The organism is Aliiruegeria haliotis (assembly GCF_003003255.1).
GTDB classification, from domain to species: Bacteria; Pseudomonadota; Alphaproteobacteria; order Rhodobacterales; family Rhodobacteraceae; genus Tropicimonas; species Tropicimonas haliotis.
Map to the genome: position 1 here is coordinate 104,033 of NZ_PVTD01000004.1, position 18,732 is coordinate 122,764.

Consider the following 18,732-nt stretch of genomic DNA (forward strand, 5'->3'; position numbering starts at 1 on the left):
GGCCCCTTCCGTCAGATAGTCCGACTGCGGATGATTACATCATGCCGCCCATGCCGCCCATGCCGCCCATGTCGGGCATGCCGGCGGCACCTCCGGCACCCGGCTTCTCGGGCTTGTCGGCAACCATGGCTTCGGTCGTGATCAGCAGCGAGGCAACCGACGCCGCGTCTTCCAGGGCGGTGCGAACCACCTTGGCCGGGTCGATCACGCCGAAGGCATGCATGTCGCCATACTCTTCGGACTGAGCGTTGAAGCCGAAGGAGGCATCGTCGCTTTCGCGGATCTTGCCAGCCACGACCGAGCCGTCGACGCCGGAGTTCTCGGCGATCTGACGCAGCGGCGCTTCGAGCGCCTTGCGGACGATGGCGATACCGGCGTTCTGATCGGCGTTGGCGCCTTCCAGACCGGCCAGTTCCTTGGCACCGTGGATCAGGGCAACACCACCACCGACGACGACGCCTTCCTGAACAGCGGCACGGGTCGCGTTCAGAGCATCGTCCACGCGGTCCTTGCGCTCTTTCACTTCCACTTCGGTCATGCCGCCCACGCGGATGACGGCAACGCCGCCGGCCAGCTTGGCAACACGCTCTTGCAGCTTCTCACGGTCGTAGTCCGAGGAGGTTTCCTCGATCTGCTGACGGATCTGGGCCACACGGGCTTCGATCTCGGCCTTTTCGCCGTTGCCGTCGACGATCGTGGTCTCGTCCTTGGTGATTTGGATCTTCTTGGCGGTGCCGAGCATGTCGATGGTGACATTCTCGAGCTTCATGCCCAGATCTTCGGAGATCACCTGGCCGCCGGTCAGGATCGCGATGTCCTGCAGCATGGCCTTGCGGCGATCGCCGAAGCCCGGAGCCTTGACGGCAGCGATCTTCAGGCCGCCACGCAGCTTGTTGACGACGAGCGTGGCCAAGGCCTCGCCTTCGACGTCTTCAGCGATGATCAGGAGCGGCTTGCCGGACTGGATGACGGTTTCGAGCAGCGGCACCATCGGCTGCAGCGAGGAGAGCTTCTTCTCGTGCAGCAGGATCATGCAGTCTTCGAGATCGGCAATCATCTTGTCCGGGTTGGTGACGAAGTAGGGGGAGAGGTAGCCGCGGTCGAACTGCATACCTTCGACGACCTCGGTCTCGGTCTCCAGGCCCTTGTTCTCTTCGACGGTGATGACACCCTCGTTGCCGACCTTCTGCATCGCATCGGCGATCTGGCGACCGATTTCGGCTTCGCCGTTGGCGGAAATGGTGCCAACCTGCGCAACCTCGTCGGAATCCTTCACTTCGCGAGCGGAGGATTTGATGGTCTCGATGACCTTGGCGACGGCCAGGTCGATACCACGCTTGAGGTCCATCGGGTTCATGCCGGCAGCAACCGACTTGAGACCTTCGCGGATGATCGCCTGGGCAAGCACGGTGGCGGTGGTGGTACCGTCGCCGGCTTCGTCATTGGTGCGGGAAGCAACTTCCTTCACCATCTGGGCGCCCATGTTCTCGAACTTGTCCTCCAGTTCGATTTCCTTGGCGACCGAGACACCGTCCTTGGTGATGCGCGGGGCACCGAAGGATTTCTCGATGACGACGTTGCGGCCTTTCGGGCCGAGGGTCACCTTCACCGCATCGGCGAGGATGTTGACGCCGGCAAGCATACGGTTGCGGGCTTCGGATTCGAACTTGACGTCCTTAGCAGCCATTGGTTGCTACTCCTGAATTCTGTGTATTTCCGAAAAGGGTGACGCGATAGCCGGGATCAGGAAATGATACCCAGGATGTCGCTTTCCTTCATGATCAGCAGCTCTTTGCCGTCGACGGTGACTTCCGTGCCGGACCACTTGCCGAACAGGATCTTGTCGCCTTCCTTGACGTCCATCGCGATGCGCTCGCCATCTTCGTCCTTGGCGCCAGCACCAACGGCAACGACCAGGCCTTCGGCAGGCTTTTCCTTGGCAGAATCGGGGATGATCAGGCCGCCAGCGGTTTTTTCTTCGCTTTCGACACGCTCGACCAGGACCCGGTCATGCAGCGGAGTAAATGCCATGTCGGAACGCTCCTACATTCTTGTTGTTTCGGTTTTGTCACTCACTGGAAGCGAGTGCTAACGCGAGGGATGTAGGCAAGTGCCAGTTACGAGTCAACAGGTCGGATGCGTTTTCGGGCGGCTTCGGCGGCTATACTTTCGGACCCGGGCTGCTAGGGTGCGCCCGAAGACCGACTGGCCATGCCTCCGGGACCAAACCGGGGCGTGTCCAACCGCCCCGCAGGACACGCACCTTGCCTCCAGACGTCCCCTCGCGACCTGGCCCGGGAGCCGACAACAACGGCGCAACGCTATTGAAGGTCCTCCTGCTGGCCGACGATTGCAATCCGGAATGGCCCTCGCTTCCGATCGTCGGATTCAAATACGCATGCGCCCTGGCCCGGCATGCCAATGTGACCGTTGCGACCCATGTCCGCAACCGCGAAAACATCGAGAAGCACGCGCCACCGGGGCTTCGCTTCCGCTACATCGACAACGAGTACATTGCCCGGCCATTGTACCGGCTCGGCACCTGGCTGAGGGGGGGCGACGAGGTAGCGTGGTCGACCGGCATGATCATGAGCTACCCCTCCTACCTCGCGTTTGAGCGCGAGGTTCGAAAGGTCTTTCGAACAGAGTTCGCCGAAGGAGCCTACGACATCGTTCACCGCATCACACCCATGTCGCCGACCATGCCCAGCGCCATCGTAGGCAGGACAGGCACGCCCTTTGTGATCGGTCCGCTGAACGGCAACCTCGACTGGCCGGCTGCATTCCGGGGAGAGCAGAAGCGTGAACGAGAACGGCTGCGCGCCCTTCGCGGTGCCCACAAATGGCTGCCCTATGCGCGCCGGACCTTCGCCAGGGCGGACCTCATTCTCGCTGGATTCGACCATACCGCGCGCGACATCGCGCCGCGGAACCGTTCAAAGCTGGTCAACTTCCCCGAGATCGGTTTCGACGCCCAGATCTTCCACGCCGACGGGCGCGCGCGCGCCTTTTCCGGACCCGGCCCACATCGCTTCCTCTTCGTCGGGCGGCTGGTGCCCTACAAACTCCCCGAAGTCGCAATCAGGGCCTTCATGGATTCGGAGATCCTGGCTCCGCATCATCTGCACATCGTCGGCGACGGGCCGGAGTACAGTAGGCTTCGCGACATTGCCGCGGGCACACGGAATGCTGACCGGATTCACTTTGAAGGGCACACGACACAAGCTGGCGTTGCCGATCGAATGCGCGATTGCGATGCCTTCGTGTTTCCTTCCATCCGAGAACTCGGCGCCGGTGCCGTGATCGAGGCGATGGCAAGTGCGATGACCTGCATCGTGGCCGACTACGGCGCTCCCGGGCATCTTGCAGCGCATGGCCGCGGCCATCGCCTGCCGATCTCGGGTCTGTCCGAAATGGTCGACGCCTGCCGGGCGCGCATGGAGCAATGTGTTCTCGATCCGGAACCGCAAACGGTAGTGGCGGAAAAGGCTCACCGTTACGCTGTCAGCGGGTTTACCTGGGACCAGAAGGCGAAGGTGACGCTTGGTTACTACCGGGACCTCATCGAGATGCAACCGATCCGGGATCGTGGCGATTTCGACTGAACAGTAGCCTGCCACGCGCGGGGCGGGCGACACCACCGTTTCAACGCCCAATCGGTTGGCCCGGCGCGATGGCGCTCACGACCAGGCGACAAAAAAGACCGACAATCCGAAGGTTGGCGGTTCACAAATCAAGTCGATCGTGGTAACGAGCGCCAACTCGTACCAAACGAGGAGGAAGCACATGATGATGATCCAACAAACCCGGAACTGCCGTTCCTGATCTCGCCGACCGGCACGTTGTTGCTGGTCCCTTCCTCACTACAAACCCGACATCGCGACCTGCCTGACGCACTCTTGCTGCGTCCGTCGCTGACGTCCTTGCATATCACCGTCTGACACCACGACCGCTTCAGCGGTTCAACATCCCCAACCCGTCGGCTTGCCGACAATCCAAGCGTTTCGCGAAAAAAAGGAGATCCTTTCCATGACCAATATTCTTCGAACACTCCGTCGGACCTGCCGCCGGTCGAACCCGCGCAAGGCAGCCTTCTCCCTTGATCATCATCAGATTCACGAGAAACACCATGACCACGCCCCTATTCGAAGCGGCCATTCTGGCCGGAAGATTCACTGAGATCCACGGCCCGGACGAGCATCCGGAAATCAATCACGTCGCACTGCCCCCAAGCCGGGCCGTCCGCGCCGAGGTCGCGGCAATGCTGCGTGAAATCGCGGCCGATCCGCCCCCCGACCGCCGCAGGCGGACACTTCCGGAACGACTGCGCGACTGGGTTCCGCGCTTCGCACACTGGTTGAGGGCCATGCCCCTGCCCTGACCCGTGCCATGCCGGGCGGCAGCCCGGCATGGCATCGTGTCCCAACACACCACCAATGCGCCCAAGGCGGCTTCTTCCGGCACGCGACACGCGTTGAGAATCTTCGGACGCTTTGGGCTTGGCTCCGGCTTTCTGAGCACCGGACGGGTCTGCCGTAGTGACCAAGGACAGCCTGGACTGTGCCCCTGCAATACAAATCGATGGCAGCACATTTGGGTCGAGGCCTATCGCAGCGTTGTGGCTTTCGCTCCTTCCGTCCGAGCCCTTGCAGCCCGGCATTTCAACCGCGACTTGCGACCTGAAGGCCTCATGCGGCCTTCATCGCCTCACGAAAGCGTCGCACCATCAATGCCATTGCGGCACTCTTGCCTAACCCTGTTTTTCCGTCGTTGGCCACAGCGAACCCCAACAGGAGCTCGCCCACGCAACAGCGCGTCAGGAGCAACTGCCATCCTGTGTTCATCAATGGCGGAAAAGGTGCGTGAGTTTTGCCACCCCAGCGCCGGGTCGTAGGTCCTTCGAGCGGGCGGTCGGCACGGTGCAATGAAAGCCCGGAGTGGTCAGCGCTGGCCAACCTTTCGCGCGCCGACAGTCGTGAGCGCTTCAGATTGGCTCCCGCTTGGAGGCACCGTATTCCGGGCAATTCGAGCCAGTCCTCCGCCGAACGGCATCATGTTCGGAGGCCACCGCGCTCAATCGCCCCATGACAGGCGCATCGCCCGCCCCTATAAGGGCCGCGATTTTCCAATCCTGACGACGGACCATACTCATGACCATCAAGGTTTTTGGCCACAAGGCCCCCGACACCGATTCCACCGGCTCTCCGATCATCTGGGCCTGGTATCTTTCCGAGATCAAAGGCACCCCGGCCGAGGCCAAGCTGCTGGGCGAACCCAACACCGAGGCTGCCTTCATGCTGGAGCGCTGGAACCTCGACAAGCCGGAGATCATAGAGGCGGCTGGCGAAGGAGAACCCTGTGTCGTGGTCGACACCAACAATCCGGCGGAACTGCCAGACGACATCAACTCCTGCGACCTGCTGCAGATCATCGATCACCACAAACTGACCGGCGGCATCGAAACCAAGGGTCCGATCGACATCACCATGCGTCCACTGGCCTGCACGGCCACGATCATGAATGACCTGATGGGCGAGAGCCGCAACGCCATGCCCGATGCGATCAAGGGCGCGATGCTCTCCTGCATTCTCAGCGACACGATGGAGTTCCGCTCCCCGACCACGACCGACGTGGACCGCGTGCTGGCAGAGCAGCTTGCACGAGATCTCGGCATCGACATCTCCGACTATGCTGCGGAAATGTTCGCCGCGAAATCCGACGTCTCCGCGTTCTCGGACGCGGAACTGATCCGGATGGACTCGAAGATCAACGAGGTCGATGGCGTCAAGTTCCGGGTCTCGGTGCTGGAAACCACCTCCCCGTCCATTCCGCTCGACCGCAAGGACAGCATTTTCGAGACCATGAAGTCCGTCTGCGAGGAGGACGGCGTCGATCACGTGCTGATGTTCGTCATCGATATCCTGAAGGAAGAAGCGACCCTGCTGATCCCGAACGATGTCGTGAAAGCCGTGGCGGAGAAGAGCTTCGGCGCCACGGTCGAAGGTGATTCCGTGGTCCTGCCGGGCATCCTTAGCCGCAAGAAGCAGATCATTCCGAACCTGAAGGTCTGATCGCGCACCCGATCCGCGTGTTTAACGCGTCTTAGACATGTCGAACGCCCGGCTTCACGGCCGGGCGTTTCCTTTTGAAGTGACAGCTCCGAACGATAGAGCGTCATCCTCCCTTTCGCCCGCATACAACGGGATCGTGTCGGAAAGCCCCCGTGACCATTCGCGCGCCAGTTGCGCGACGGCACCGATTGACCGCCCCTTGGGCTGGCAGCATCCTCGATGTAGCACATGGGAGAACCGGCCATGCCAGATGGATCCGCAACCGACCTGCGCAACCGTGCCGGCGCACCAATCCTGGAGATCCAGCGCGCGGCCTTCCTGCGCCACGGCGCCCCCGACCTCGCCCACCGCCGTGCCGCCCTGAAGAGGCTCAAGGGTGCCATTCTGGGCAATCGCGCGCGACTGGAAGCGGCTGCGCAGGAAGATTTCGGGGTCCGGTCTCCGATCGAGACCGACCTCATCGACATCGGCCCGACGATACAGTCGATCAACCACATGCGTGCCAATCTCGGTCGCTGGATGAAGCCGCGTCATCGGCCGACGCCGATGTTGATGCAGCCCGGAAAGTCCGTCCTGCATCACCAGCCCGTCGGGATCGTCGGCATTTTGTCGGCATGGAACTATCCCGTGGCGCTGGCGCTTGTGCCGCTAGCCACGGCACTTGCAGCGGGCAACCGTGTGATGCTGAAGACCTCGGAACTGGCCCCTGCGACGGCCGATGTGCTGGCGGAGATGCTGGATGGAGCATTCGCGCCCGATGAAGTTGCCACGATCACCGGTGATGCGGAGCTTGCGGCTGCCTTCACAACCTTGCCGTTCGACCACCTGTTCTTTACCGGCTCCACCGACGTGGGGCGCCGGGTGATGCGGGCCGCGGCCGAAAACCTGACCCCGGTCACGCTGGAACTTGGTGGGAAGTCGCCCGCGATCCTCTGCGATGACGCGGATTTCGTGCTGGCCGCCGGGGACATCGCTTTCGGCAAGACCGCCAACGCAGGGCAGACCTGCATCGCGCCGGACTACCTTCTGCTGCCAGAAAACCGCGTACCGGCCTTCATCGAGGCTTTCACCGCCGCCATCGAACGCAGTTTTCCCGGGGGGCTTGCAGACCCCGCGCTGACAACCATCGCCTCGGCCCGCCATCATGCGCGGCTGAACGCGTTGCTGGCGGATGCAGCCGCAAAGGGGGCCGAGATCCACCCCGTCCTCTCTGCCCACGAGGGCGCCCATCCTCGCGCGATGGCGCCGACGCTGGTTCTGAATGCCACGGACGACATGCTCATCATGCAGGAGGAGATCTTCGGCCCGCTGCTGCCCGTCCTTTCCATCGGCTCTATCGAGGCTGCCATCGAACGCGTGAACCGCGGGTCGCGGCCCCTCGCCCTCTATGTCTATGGCAAGGACAGGACTGCCATCGACCGCGTGCTTGCCGGGACCACCAGCGGCAATGTCACCGTCAACGGTACGCTCCTTCACTATGCCGTCGACACGTTGCCGTTCGGCGGTGTCGGCGACAGTGGGATCGGCGCCTATCACGGCGTGGAAGGATTCCGCCGCTTGAGCCACGCCAAGGGCGTCTTTCACCCCGGCAGGCGCCACGGCGCCCGGCTGTTGCGCCCGCCCTACGGATCGCTGGCCAAACTGGTGCGTCGACTGATGCTGCGCTGAGGCGCCACGCACGCACCCCCTACCGACGCGTGCCGGGCTGGGCTATAGCCCCGACAAGGGGTGCGGTTTGCGCCCGACACAGGCTCCGGAGACCCCATGACCCGCATCATCGAGACCTTCGCCGATATCTCCTCCATGTATGACGCTGCCTTCGTGGACCTCTGGGGCTGCATGCACAACGGCATCACGGCTTACGAGGAGGCCGTTGCCGCCTGCCGCGCCTTTCGCGCCGAGGGTGGCAAGGTGGTCCTGCTGACCAATGCGCCGCGCCCGCGCGCCTCCGTGGCCGAACAGCTAAAGCACTTCAACGTGCCCGAAGACGCCTATGACACGATCGCCACGTCCGGCGATTCCGCCCGCCTGGCACTGTTCTCCGGTGCGATAGGGAACAAGGTATACCACATTGGCGAGCAACGGGACCTGGCGTTCTACGAGCCTCTGCACATGATCGACAATCCTGTCGAGATCACCCGCGTACCCCTGCAGGAGGCCGAGGGGATCGTCTGCACCGGCCCCTTCGACGCCAAGGCGGACCCGGACGTGAACCGGCCGGACTTCCTCTATGCCAAGACCAGGGGATTGAAGCTGCTCTGCGCCAACCCCGATATTGTTGTCGACCGTGGCGACAGCCGGGAGTGGTGCGCCGGCGCCCTGGCGCGGCTCTATACCGAAATGGGTGGCGAGAGCCTCTATTTCGGCAAACCGCATCCCGCGATCTACGACCTCGCCCGCAGGCGCCTCGCCGAGGTTGCGGAGGTCCCCGATGATCGAATCGTTTGCATCGGCGACGGCATCGTCACCGACGTGAGAGGCGCCGTCGGCGAGGGACTTGACGTCCTTTTCATCACCGGCGGCCTTGCGGCAAAAGAGACGCGGACGAAACGTCAACCTGAGCCGAGGGCGCTGTCGGACTACCTGCGCGAGCATCAGGTTTCGGTCACCTACGCGATGGGATTCCTGCGCTGAACGGCCGGCCGGCTCTCAACAGTTCTGCATTGAAATCTGCCTGTTAGCGCCGCAATGCAGCGATGTTTGCGCTGCCACGCAGCGATTTGCAGATTCGCAGGTTCCACCCCGACTCATTCGCAAATCTGCGAAATTTTGTTGCGCGTTTCATGATTGCATATTGCCGATCGTTACTTTCTGCATTGCAGCAGAAATCGATTTCGGGTAGGAAATCCGTAGCATAGTGCAAAGGACCGACATGATGCTCGACAATGATATCCGCCACACGATCTTCCTTGAGGATCTGGAAATCGGGATGAAACGTGATCTGACCAAACTGATCACGGACGAGGACATCGAGAAGTTCGCCGAGGTCTCCACCGACCGCAATCCTGTCCATCTTGACGAGGAATACGCCAAGGAGACCATGTTCCAGGGCCGGATCGCCCACGGCATGCTGACTGCCGGTTTGATCTCCGCCGTCATCGGGGAGCAGCTTCCCGGGCATGGAACGGTCTACCTCGGGCAGACGCTGAAGTTCATGGCCCCCGTGCGTCCGGGCGATATTGTCCTCGTGGAAGTCGAGGTCGCAGAAATCGATCACAAGAAGCGTCGGGTGAAACTGTTCACAGAAGCGAAGATCGGTGATCAGGTCGTTCTGCGCGGAGAGGCCAACGTGCTCGCGCCCTCCCGCAAGCTCGACTGACACCAGCCCCGCGATCCGCCGCTTGCGCTCCACAGCCTGCGCGGCTAGGGGAAGCGCCATGAGGCGGATCACATCCCTTTCCCAGGTCACCGACGCGGACCGAGGCGCCTTTGCCGCGATCGGGAACTTCGACGGTGTGCACAAGGGCCACCAGGCGGTTCTGGCGCTCACGCGGCAAGCCGCGCAGGTCAAGGGCGCGCCACTGGCGGTGCTTACCTTCGAGCCGCATCCGAGGGAAGTGTTCCAGCCCGATGCGCCGCCATTTCGGCTGATGAACGCGGAGGCCAAGGCCCACCGGCTGGAGAAGCTGGGCGTCGACATCCTGTATCAGCTTCCATTCGACACGCCGCTGTATGCCCTGTCGGATACCGCCTTCTGCGAAACGGTCCTCACACGCGGGTTGGGCGTCGCGGGCGTGACCGTCGGCGCGGACTTCTGCTACGGCAAGGGTCGCACGGGCAATGTCGACACACTTCGGACAGCCGGGCAACTTAACGGATTCGACGTTCAGGTTGCCGCGTTGCTGGGGTTGGAGAACGGCGGTGAAAGGGTGTCGTCGACCGCGATCCGCGTGGCCTTGCGGGATGGGTTCCCGGACAAGGCCGCGGCGATGCTGGGGCACTGGCACCGCATCGATGGGCCGGTCATCCACGGAGAAAAGCGCGGGCGAACCCTTGGCTACCCGACGGCCAACATGGACATTTCCGGCCTGCACCAGCCGCGGCACGGCGTCTATGCGGTGTTGATCGAGGTTGTGACAGGCCCTCATGCTGGCAACTACCATGGTGTCGCCTCTCTCGGCACCCGGCCCATGTTTGGCGAGAACACACCGAATATCGAAACGTTCCTGTTCGATTTCGACGGGGACCTCTACGGCGACCACCTGTCGGTCGGTCTCGTGGAGTACCTACGACCGGAGCAACGGTTCGATGGCGTCGATGGGCTGGTTGCGCAGATGGGCGCGGACGAGTGCAGAGCGCGCGAAATCCTGTCTGCCCTGCCCGAAGGTGGCTTTCGGGGTTGGGCCTTTGGACGAAACGCGCACGATGTCACGTAGCAAGGCACGGCCACCCCAACGCAAGACCGCGCGCGCCAAGCTGCGGACCCGTTTCTGGGAGCGTGTACCGTTGTCAGAGATGACAAGCGCGGAATGGGAGGCGCTGTGTGACGGCTGCGGCAAGTGCTGCCTGAACAAACTTGAGGACGAAGACACGCAGGAGATTGCCTTCACCCGCGTCGCCTGCCGGCTGCTCGATGACGCGACCTGCCGGTGCTCGCACTATGAAATTCGCCACCAGTTCGTGCCTGATTGCGTGACGCTGTCGCCCGGAACAATCAACGAGGCCGCCTACTGGATGCCGAAGTCCTGCGCCTACCGGCTCCTGGCGGAGGGCAAGCCACTCTACAACTGGCACCCGTTGATCACGGGTGATCCGAACTCCGTGCACGAAGCCGGGGTATCGGTACAGGGGATGACCGTCTCGGAGTGGGACGTCTCGGATGAGGACTGGGAGGATTACCTCATCGAGGGCGACCTCTGACGGTCGTGCTGCCCCGCTGGGCACCGCCCTTTCCAACCGCGTTGATCCCGGTCATTGCCCGGCCAGACCACCTGTGATTGGATCGAAATCCAGACGCCGCGAACAGGTAGGTCACAGGCAGCTCGGCGGAGTTTCCTCCGACGTACTGGCAGATCCGGGAAGGGGAGCATGAAGCAGGACATCATATCGGCCGCCGAGGCGGTCACGCTCTACGGTCTGCTGAAGGAGCGTGCGCGCCGCTCTCCCAAAGCCACCGGATACCGTCAATTCAACAAGGCGTCGGGCTCATGGGAGGCCTACACCTGGCCACAGGCATTGGAACGGGCCGACGGTTTCGCCGCCGCCTTCGCGGCCGAGGGCATTTCGCCCGGCGACCGCGTCGCCCTGCTGCTGCCCAACTGCCTCGACTGGATCTGTTTCGACATGGGCGCGGCCAAGCTGGGCCTGCCGGTCGTGCCCCTCTATACCAACGACGCCGTCACCAACACCGCTTTCCTGATCGCCGACGCACGGCCCCGGATCGTTTTTGTTGACACGGTGGCGCGTTGGAAGGCGATCTCGGAGGCGTTGAGCGACACCTCCTTCATCGACAGGGTCTGGATCCAGGAGAGTGATGCCGACGCCGGCCGGAGCGGTCACGTCGAACGGCTCGACACCGTGCTGGCGCGCGCGGGACAGGCGCAGACCGGTGCCCATGATGACCCGAACGTACCTGCGACGTTGATCTACACGTCCGGCACGACCGGAAATCCAAAGGGCGCGATGCTGAACCACGCCGCGATCCTGAGCAATGCCGAAGGCGTCTACAAGGGTTTCCCCTCGCTGCCGTCGGACACCTTCCTGTCGATCCTGCCGCTCGCGCATGCCTTCGAGCGGACGATGGGCTACATCCTCGCGATGATGGGCGGATCCTGCACCGCCTATTGCCAGTCGGTCCTGCGACTTCGGCAGGATCTCACCACCATCCGGCCCACGGTCCTCATGGGCGTGCCGCGGCTCTACGAGTCGATCTACTCCGCCGCCCGGACCTCGGCCGCGGCCAGTCCGGTCCGATTGAAGATGTTCGACATGACGGCGCGCATCGGCTGGCAACGATTTGCGAAGAACCTGGGGATCCATCCCGGTCCAAGCTTCACCGACCGGCTGATCTGGCCTGTGCTGGAACGGCTTGTCGGCCGAAAGGTCCGCAATGCCTTCGGCGGCCGCCTCCGTGTGGCGGTGTCCGGTGGTGCGAACTTTCCCGCGGAAATCGGGCAGGCGCTGGTCGGCCTCGGGATCCCCATGGTCGAGGGCTACGGTCTGACCGAGGCGGGCCCGGTGGCGACCTATTCCACCTGTCCGCAATACATGCCGGGCTCGGTCGGGTTTCCTGTCGACGGGGTGGAGATCCGCAAAGGTGACAAAGGCGAGTTGCAGCTGCGCTCGCGGGGCCAGATGAGTGGCTACTGGCACCGGGAGGACGCGACGGCGGCGGTGCTGGACGCCGAGGGCTGGCTCTCCACGGGCGATCTTGTCGAGATTCGCGACGACGGGCGCATCGTCATCGCCGGGCGGCTGAAACATATCCTCGTGATGTCGAACGGGGAGAACGTGAACCCCGTCCCGATAGAGGATGTGCTGGAGGCAGATACGCTGTTCGATCAGGTCTGTACGGTCGGCGACGGACGTCCCTTCCTGTCGCTGCTGGTGGTGCTGAACAAGGATGCATGGGCCGCGCTGGCCGAAAAGGAGGGGCTCGATCCGGAGCGTCCCAACATTCCGGCGGCGGAGAAAGTGATCATGCCGCGCATCAAGGCACACATGAAACCCTTCGCCCCACACCAGCAGATCAAGGCCTATCACGCGGCACTGGAGGAATGGAGCATCGAACGTGGGCTTCTGACGCCCACGCTGAAGCTCAAGCGAGAGAAGGTTGTGGCCGAATACGAGGCTGAGATCCGGGAGATCTATGCCCGCGGCTCGCGCGGGGAGTGATGCATCTCCTTGCCGGTGTCGCGGACCTTCCCGCAAGACCGGCAAACACGGAATGGCTGACCTGCGGGTCGCGGGCCTTCACAAACGGCGCGTTCCGGGGCACATAGCGGCCATGTACTTCGCATCCGACAACACCGGCCCCGTTCACCCGAAAATCCTCGATGCGCTGACCCGCGCCAACGAGGGATATGCCCACGCCTATGGCGACGACGCGTTGACCGCCGCGGTCACCCGCCGCGTGCGCGAGGTTTTCGAGGCGCCCGAGGCGCAGGTTCACCTGGTGGCGACCGGCACCGCCGCCAATTCCCTGCTTCTGGCCACACATACCACGCCCTGGCAGACGATCTTCTGTTCCGACATCGCCCATATCCACATGGACGAGTTGAACGCGCCCGAGTTCTTTTCCGGCGGCGCGAAACTGTCTCTGGTGCCCTCCGAAGACGGGGTAATGCCGCCGGAGGCCCTGCGCGCCCGGATCGAGCAGGAGGAGACCCGCGACCTGCACGGCCCGTCACGAGGCCCCGTTTCGCTGACCCAGGTGACGGAGGTCGGCACGGTCTACCAGATGCCGGCGCTGCACGATGTCGTGGGCGTCGCGAAGGATTTCGGCCTGCCGGTACACATGGATGGCGCGCGGTTTGCCAATGCACTGGTGAAGCTCGGCTGCACCCCGGCGGAAATGACCTGGAAAGCCGGAGTGGACATGGTGAGCTTCGGCGGCACCAAGAACGGGCTGATGGGTGTTGAGGCAGCGATCATCTTTGAGCCGTCCAAGGGGCGGGAGTTCGAATACCGCCGCAAGCGGGGCGCGCATCTCTTTTCCAAGCATCGCTACCTCGCCGCGCAGATGCTTGCCTATCTCGAAGACGACCTCTGGTTGCAGATGGCGCGCGCGGCCAATGCCGCATGCCACCGGCTGGCCGAGGGCCTGCGGGCGGCACCCGGTGTAAACCTGATGTACCGGCCCCACGCGAATATCATCTTTGCCCGCCTGCCCCGCGGCACCCACCGCCGCCTGTTCGAGGCAGGTGCGGAGTACCACTTGTGGGACGGTGCGTTGGATGGCGGCCCGGAAGAAGAGCCGATCGCCGCCCGGTTTGTCTGCGACTGGTCGGCCACGGATGAAAACACCGACAGGTTTCTCGCCCTGCTTTGAGCGCCGAACGGTCTCGGATCAGAGCCCGTGCCTTGCGTTCCCCACTGTCAGGCGCGGGACCGGCCATAGTAGAGCTGAGAGACATGTTCAGCCTCGGCGAAGAAGAGCCAGCGCTCCAGAACGACGCCCGTCGCGGCAGAGATCGCGGCCAGCAGGTAGACCGGGACAGCCAGACCGGTCAGCACACCCAACAACAGCAATAGAGCGGGCGCGGCGAAGAGCGCGATCCAGGTCAAGCGCCGGAGCTTCTCTGCATGCTTCCGGGCGACGGTGAAGCCCATCTCCCGCATCACGAAATTCGGCATCGTGTGGGGCGCATCAAGCGGGCGCAATGTGTCGAGCCCCGGGATGCCGATTGCCATCTTTGCCGTGTAGGCCCCGGGATCGGCGTCAATCGCCGTCCAGTAGCGGTGCTTCAATCCCGCCGCCACGAGCAGACAGGCGAGGGTCAGCATCGGGATCGGGCGGCCAGCCACGCCCGCGAGCCCCCCCAGCAGCCCAAAGAGAATCCCTCCCGTCGCGGCCGCGAGCGCAAGGTAGATCCACGGCACATCCCGGCGGTTCCATTGGCGGATCGTCCGGAGCGACGCATAGATCATCCCGGTGCAATAGACCGTCGCGACTGCTCCGGCCGCCGTCAGCAGGGCCAGAGGCACGATCAGCCCCTCCGCCAACCCCAGCAGCCACAGCAGCCCCATCAACCCCGCCGGCACATAGGTCGCGACGGCCGCCACGCCTTCCCGGGAGAGCCAGGAACTGCGCCATTGGGAGAGCGCCCCGGGGGCACGTTCGGGATGCCCGAGGTGAAAGGTCGAGGCCAGAAGCCCCGCCGTGACAAAGACGAGCGCCACCGCGAGCATGGCTAGGGACGGCCAGCGTCCGAGCGCATCGGGGGCGATGGCCGTTGCCAGCGACAACCAGAACAGCAGGCCATAGCCCGCGCCGGAAGCGGTCGTGAAGAAGATGACGGAATAGGCCGGGTGCATGGGTCAGCTCCGCGCGGTGAGGGTACGGTCGACCCAGGCAAAGAGGGCCTCGAGTGCCGAGCCATCCGGTTCCGGTGTTGGCGTCGCCTCGGGGCTGGGCGCGGGCGGGTCGGGCTGCCGGTCGCGCGGCGGCAGGTAGCGGTTCACCGGCTTGTAGCCGAACTCTTCCAGAAGCCCGAAGCCACCGCGTGCGGCCACGCTGCGGGAGACTTCGCTGTCCGGATCACCAAGATCGCCGAACGCGCGCGCCCCGGTCGGACAGGCGCGCACGCAGGCGGGGCTGCGGTCTTCGGGCGCCAGCGTCTCGTTGTAGATCCGATCGACACAGAGCGTGCATTTCTTCATCACACCATCATCGTGATCGTATTCCCGCGCCCCATACGGGCAGGCCCAGGAACAGAGCTTGCAGCCGATGCAGGTATCGGGGTTCACCAGCACGATCCCGTCTTCCTCGCGCTTGTAGGACGCGCCGGTCGGGCAGACGGTCACGCAATCCGGCTCCTCGCAATGCAGGCAGGATCTGGGAAAGTGCAACGTACCGGAGGTGCCATCACGGGTGTACTCGTAGGAGTGGATCCGGTTGAGCCAGGCCCCCGACGGGTCAGCCCCATACGGGTCGTGGTCCGACAGCGGCGCGGAATAGCCGCCGGTGTTCCACTCCTTGCAGGAAGTCGCGCAGGCCTGGCACCCCACGCAGATATCGAGATCGATGACGAGACCGAGCTTCGTCCCGGTGTTTTCCGGCAGGGAGGTCATTCGCGTGCCTCCCGAAACTCGGCTCCAAAGGCCAGCTTGTCGGGCGATGGCGGTTGACCCGCCGTGCCAAGCGGTTCGAAGAAAGGCTCGGTCGTGCCGCTGTCCTCCGCCTTCTCCATCACGACACGCAGGTCGAACCACGCGGCCTGCCCGGTGATCGGGTCGGAGTTGGAATATCGATAGCCCCCCTCTGCCTCCGGCAACAACTCGGAGATCAGATGGTTCAGCAGGAAACCCCTGTTGCTCTCCGGCGCGTCCTCAGACAACCCCCAGGCGCCGCGCCGCTTGCCGATGGCGTTCCATGTCCAGACCGTGTCGGGGTTCACACCATCCATCAGCCGGACCTGACATTTGACCCGGCCAAGATGCGAGCGGAGCCAGACCCAGTCGTCATCCTGCACGCCGATCCGCTCCCCCACACTGGTATGGATGTAGAGCCTGTTCGCCGCCGTGATCTGCCGGAGCCAGGCGTTCTGGCTGCCCCAGGAATGGTACATGTGCATGGGTCGCTGGGTGATCGCATGGAGCGGGAATTCTTCCGCATCGACCTGTGTGCCTTCGAAGGGCGGATACCAGAATGGCAACGGATCGAAGTAGCGCTCCAGCCGGGCGCGCGCCCGCTCTGGCGGCTGCCGCTCGCCATGTCCGCGCGCGGCAAGGCGGAACTTCTGCAAGGGCTCGGAATAGAGTTGAAAGATCGTGGGTTCAGGCGAGAGACGGATTCCTTTCTCGATCCCCCAGTCAAGGTACCCGCGATTGGCATGTTTGAAATAGGCATGCGACGGGTCGAGCCGGTGCTCGAAGAAAGCACCGTTCTCGATATAGCGATCCAGCTGTTCGGGGTTTGGCGGGGCGGTGCCGAACTGTGTTCCGTCGCCACGGAAGCCAGAAAGTGGACCGATCCCCGGTTTGCGTTCGTGGTTGACGATGTAGTCGGCATAGCCGCCGGGATAGCGGGGGCTGCCGTCGTCCCTGACGAAAGCCGGCAATCCCAGCCGGGCGCCGAGATCGATCACCACCTCCTGGAAGCCGCGCACGTCGCGATCGGGTTTGACCACGGGATGGCGGATGGAATCGGCGAGGTAGTCAGGTTCCGAGATCGGCCTGTCGAGCAGTGAGATGCAATCGTAGCGCTCAAGATAGGTCGTGTCCGGAAGGATCAGGTCGGCAAAAGGCACCGTTTCGGAATAGTAGGCGTCCGAATAGATGATCTTCGGAATGACGTAGTTGCCCTCGTCGTCTGTCGCGGTCAGCGCATCGAGCGTGCCCGGCACGTTCATCGAAGAATTCCACGCCATGTTGGCCATATAGAGAAACAGCACATCGATCCCGTAGGGATCGCGCTTTGCCGCGTTATTGATGACCATATGCATCAGCCCGTGGGCCGACATGGGCGCATCCCACGAAAAGGCCTTGTCGAGCCGGCTTGGCCCGCCCTCCTCATCCAGCAGCAAATGCTCCGGCCCGTGCGGGAACCCCAGGTGTGGCCCTCCGAGCGGCATTTCCGGTTTGATGTCGCCCGCCGCGCCATGCGGCAGCAGGTTCGGCGGCGTCTGCTTGGGATAGGGCGGCTTGTAGCGGAACCCGCCGGGGCAATCGATCGTGCCCAGCAGGATCTGCAGGATATGGATCATACGGCAGGTCTGGAACCCGTTGGAATGAGCCGAAATCCCGCGCATGGCGTGCATGGAGACAGGCCGGCCGATCATCGTTTCATGTTTGCGACCGGCCCAGTCGGTCCATGGCCGGTCAAGCACGATCTCCTCTTCGAAGGCCACGTGCGCAAGTTCGGCGGCGATGCGCCTTGTCTCGCTGGCCGGCACGCCGGTCTCTGCCGCGACGGCCTCGGGGCTGTACGCCTCCGAAAGGAAGCGCTCGGCGAGCAGTTCGAAAACGGGTCGTCCCTGGCGCCCGTCCGGCAGGGTCCAGGCCCCGGACATCGCGGCCTGTGCATTCGGGTTCATTGCGCTGCAAAGAGCTTCGGTGACGGTGTCGTAGACCAGCGCCTTCCCATCTTCGCCGCGCGCGAACAGTCCGTCGTCGGCGGCCCCCGGATCCTGGATCACCAGCCAGCCGGCGTTGGTATATCGGCCAAGATAGTCGAGATCGACCGTGCGGTTCCGGAACATTTCGTGGATCAGCGCACCGACAAAGAGCCCGTCAGTGCCCGGCTTGATCCCGACCCACTCGTCGGAAACCGCGGCATAGCCGGTGCGCACGGGGTTGACCGAAACGACCTTGGCCCCACGCCCCTTCAGCTTGCCGATCCCGGCCTTGATCGGGTTCGAGGCATGGTCCTCGGCCACTCCGAACAGCATGAAATACTTCGTATGCTCCCAATCCGGGTCGCCGAACTCCCAGAAGGCGCCGCCAAAGGTGTAGAGCCCGCCGGCCGCCATGTTGACAGAGCAGAACCCGCCGTGAGCGGCAAAGTTGGGTGTGCCGTATTGCATCGCCCAGAGCCCGGTGAGTGACTGGCTCTGGTCGCGCCCGGTAAAGAACGCCAGCTTCCGGGGATCGCGCCTGCGCACCTCTCCGAGCCACTCGGTCGCAATATCGAGCGCCTCATCCCAGGTGATTTCCTCGAACCGGCCCGAGCCGCGCGGCCCGACACGTTTCATCGGCGCGCGGAGGCGTGCCGGTGAATAGTGTTGCATGATCCCGGCCGACCCCTTGCCACAGAGCACACCCTTGTTGACCGGATGGTCGCGATTTCCCTCGATATAGCGGACCTTGTCGCCACGCAGATGCACGTTGATGCCACAGCGACAGGCACACATGTAGCAGGTGGTTTGCTCCATGCGATCCCCAACCGGCGCGTTGAGGTCGATCTGCGGCTTGGTGCTCATGCTGGATATGTCCTTGCGAGAGTGCCGAAACGACGACCGCCAAAGTGGGCCGCCCGCTGACCATGCGACGGCGGATCCCA

At 63.5% G+C, this 18,732-nt stretch carries 15 protein-coding genes; 10 read left to right on the plus strand and 5 right to left on the minus strand.

Annotated features, from left to right (window positions below; translation table 11 throughout):
* Positions 1 to 34: 34 nt before the first annotated feature.
* Together groL and groES are read right to left on the minus strand one after the other, a co-directional pair.
* Positions 35 to 1,687, minus strand: a complete 1,653-nt coding sequence (gene groL, locus CLV78_RS11785; RefSeq protein WP_106205018.1) for a chaperonin GroEL — start codon at positions 1,685 to 1,687, stop codon at positions 35 to 37.
* Between the two features lie 56 nt (positions 1,688 to 1,743).
* Entirely contained in the window at positions 1,744 to 2,031 is a 288-nt protein-coding gene (gene groES, locus CLV78_RS11790; RefSeq protein WP_106205019.1) for a co-chaperone GroES, read from the minus strand.
* A 233-nt stretch (positions 2,032 to 2,264) separates the two neighbouring features.
* On the opposite strand from groES, the gene CLV78_RS11795 reads away from it, so the two are divergent.
* The 10 genes from CLV78_RS11795 (at position 2,265) to CLV78_RS11840 (ending at position 14,061) form a co-directional block, all read left to right on the plus strand.
* A complete protein-coding gene (locus CLV78_RS11795) occupies positions 2,265 to 3,605 on the plus strand; it encodes a glycosyltransferase family 4 protein (protein ID WP_245925007.1) in 1,341 nt (446 codons plus the stop codon).
* Positions 3,606 to 4,129: 524 nt separating this feature from the next.
* On the plus strand, positions 4,130 to 4,381 hold the full coding sequence (locus CLV78_RS11800) for a hypothetical protein (protein WP_106205021.1): 252 nt from the start codon (positions 4,130 to 4,132) through the stop codon (positions 4,379 to 4,381).
* 769 nt (positions 4,382 to 5,150) lie between these two features.
* Positions 5,151 to 6,071, plus strand: a complete 921-nt coding sequence (locus CLV78_RS11805; protein WP_106205022.1) for a manganese-dependent inorganic pyrophosphatase — start codon at positions 5,151 to 5,153, stop codon at positions 6,069 to 6,071.
* Between the two features lie 243 nt (positions 6,072 to 6,314).
* The gene (locus CLV78_RS11810) at positions 6,315 to 7,739 is read left to right on the plus strand and encodes a coniferyl aldehyde dehydrogenase (protein ID WP_106205023.1); all 1,425 of its coding nucleotides are present in this window, start codon (positions 6,315 to 6,317) and stop codon (positions 7,737 to 7,739) included.
* A gap of 96 nt (positions 7,740 to 7,835) precedes the next feature.
* Positions 7,836 to 8,705, plus strand: coding sequence for a TIGR01459 family HAD-type hydrolase (locus CLV78_RS11815; protein WP_106205024.1), 870 nt, complete (start codon positions 7,836 to 7,838; stop codon positions 8,703 to 8,705).
* Between the two features lie 241 nt (positions 8,706 to 8,946).
* Positions 8,947 to 9,390 (plus strand): MaoC family dehydratase, encoded by a 444-nt coding sequence (locus tag CLV78_RS11820; RefSeq protein WP_170111667.1) that lies wholly within the window; start codon positions 8,947 to 8,949, stop codon positions 9,388 to 9,390.
* 58 nt (positions 9,391 to 9,448) lie between these two features.
* Positions 9,449 to 10,447 carry a bifunctional riboflavin kinase/FAD synthetase gene (locus CLV78_RS11825; RefSeq protein ID WP_106205026.1) on the plus strand — a complete coding sequence of 333 codons (999 nt, stop codon included), beginning with the start codon at positions 9,449 to 9,451 and terminating at the stop codon, positions 10,445 to 10,447.
* A complete protein-coding gene (locus tag CLV78_RS11830) occupies positions 10,437 to 10,931 on the plus strand; it encodes a YcgN family cysteine cluster protein (RefSeq protein ID WP_106205027.1) in 495 nt (164 codons plus the stop codon). The genes CLV78_RS11825 and CLV78_RS11830 overlap by 11 nt, the downstream gene beginning before the upstream one ends.
* Positions 10,932 to 11,099: 168 nt before the next feature.
* The gene (locus CLV78_RS11835; protein WP_106205028.1) at positions 11,100 to 12,905 is read left to right on the plus strand and encodes an AMP-dependent synthetase/ligase; all 1,806 of its coding nucleotides are present in this window, start codon (positions 11,100 to 11,102) and stop codon (positions 12,903 to 12,905) included.
* 112 nt (positions 12,906 to 13,017) lie between these two features.
* Positions 13,018 to 14,061 (plus strand): threonine aldolase family protein, encoded by a 1,044-nt coding sequence (locus tag CLV78_RS11840; protein WP_106205029.1) that lies wholly within the window; start codon positions 13,018 to 13,020, stop codon positions 14,059 to 14,061.
* Between the two features lie 47 nt (positions 14,062 to 14,108).
* On the opposite strand, the gene CLV78_RS11845 is transcribed toward CLV78_RS11840, so the two are convergent.
* Genes CLV78_RS11845 through CLV78_RS11855 form a run of 3 tightly spaced genes read right to left on the minus strand, consistent with a single transcriptional unit; the run spans position 14,109 to position 18,652 of the window.
* Positions 14,109 to 15,047: a dimethyl sulfoxide reductase anchor subunit family protein gene (locus tag CLV78_RS11845; protein ID WP_106205030.1), complete on the minus strand. Its 939-nt coding sequence runs from the start codon at positions 15,045 to 15,047 to the stop codon at positions 14,109 to 14,111.
* 3 nt (positions 15,048 to 15,050) lie between these two features.
* Complete coding sequence (locus CLV78_RS11850) at positions 15,051 to 15,803, minus strand: 4Fe-4S dicluster domain-containing protein (protein ID WP_106205031.1); 753 nt, start codon at positions 15,801 to 15,803, stop codon at positions 15,051 to 15,053.
* Positions 15,800 to 18,652, minus strand: coding sequence for a molybdopterin oxidoreductase family protein (locus tag CLV78_RS11855; RefSeq protein ID WP_106205032.1), 2,853 nt, complete (start codon positions 18,650 to 18,652; stop codon positions 15,800 to 15,802). The genes CLV78_RS11850 and CLV78_RS11855 overlap by 4 nt, the downstream gene beginning before the upstream one ends.
* Between the last annotated feature and the right edge of the window lie 80 nt (positions 18,653 to 18,732).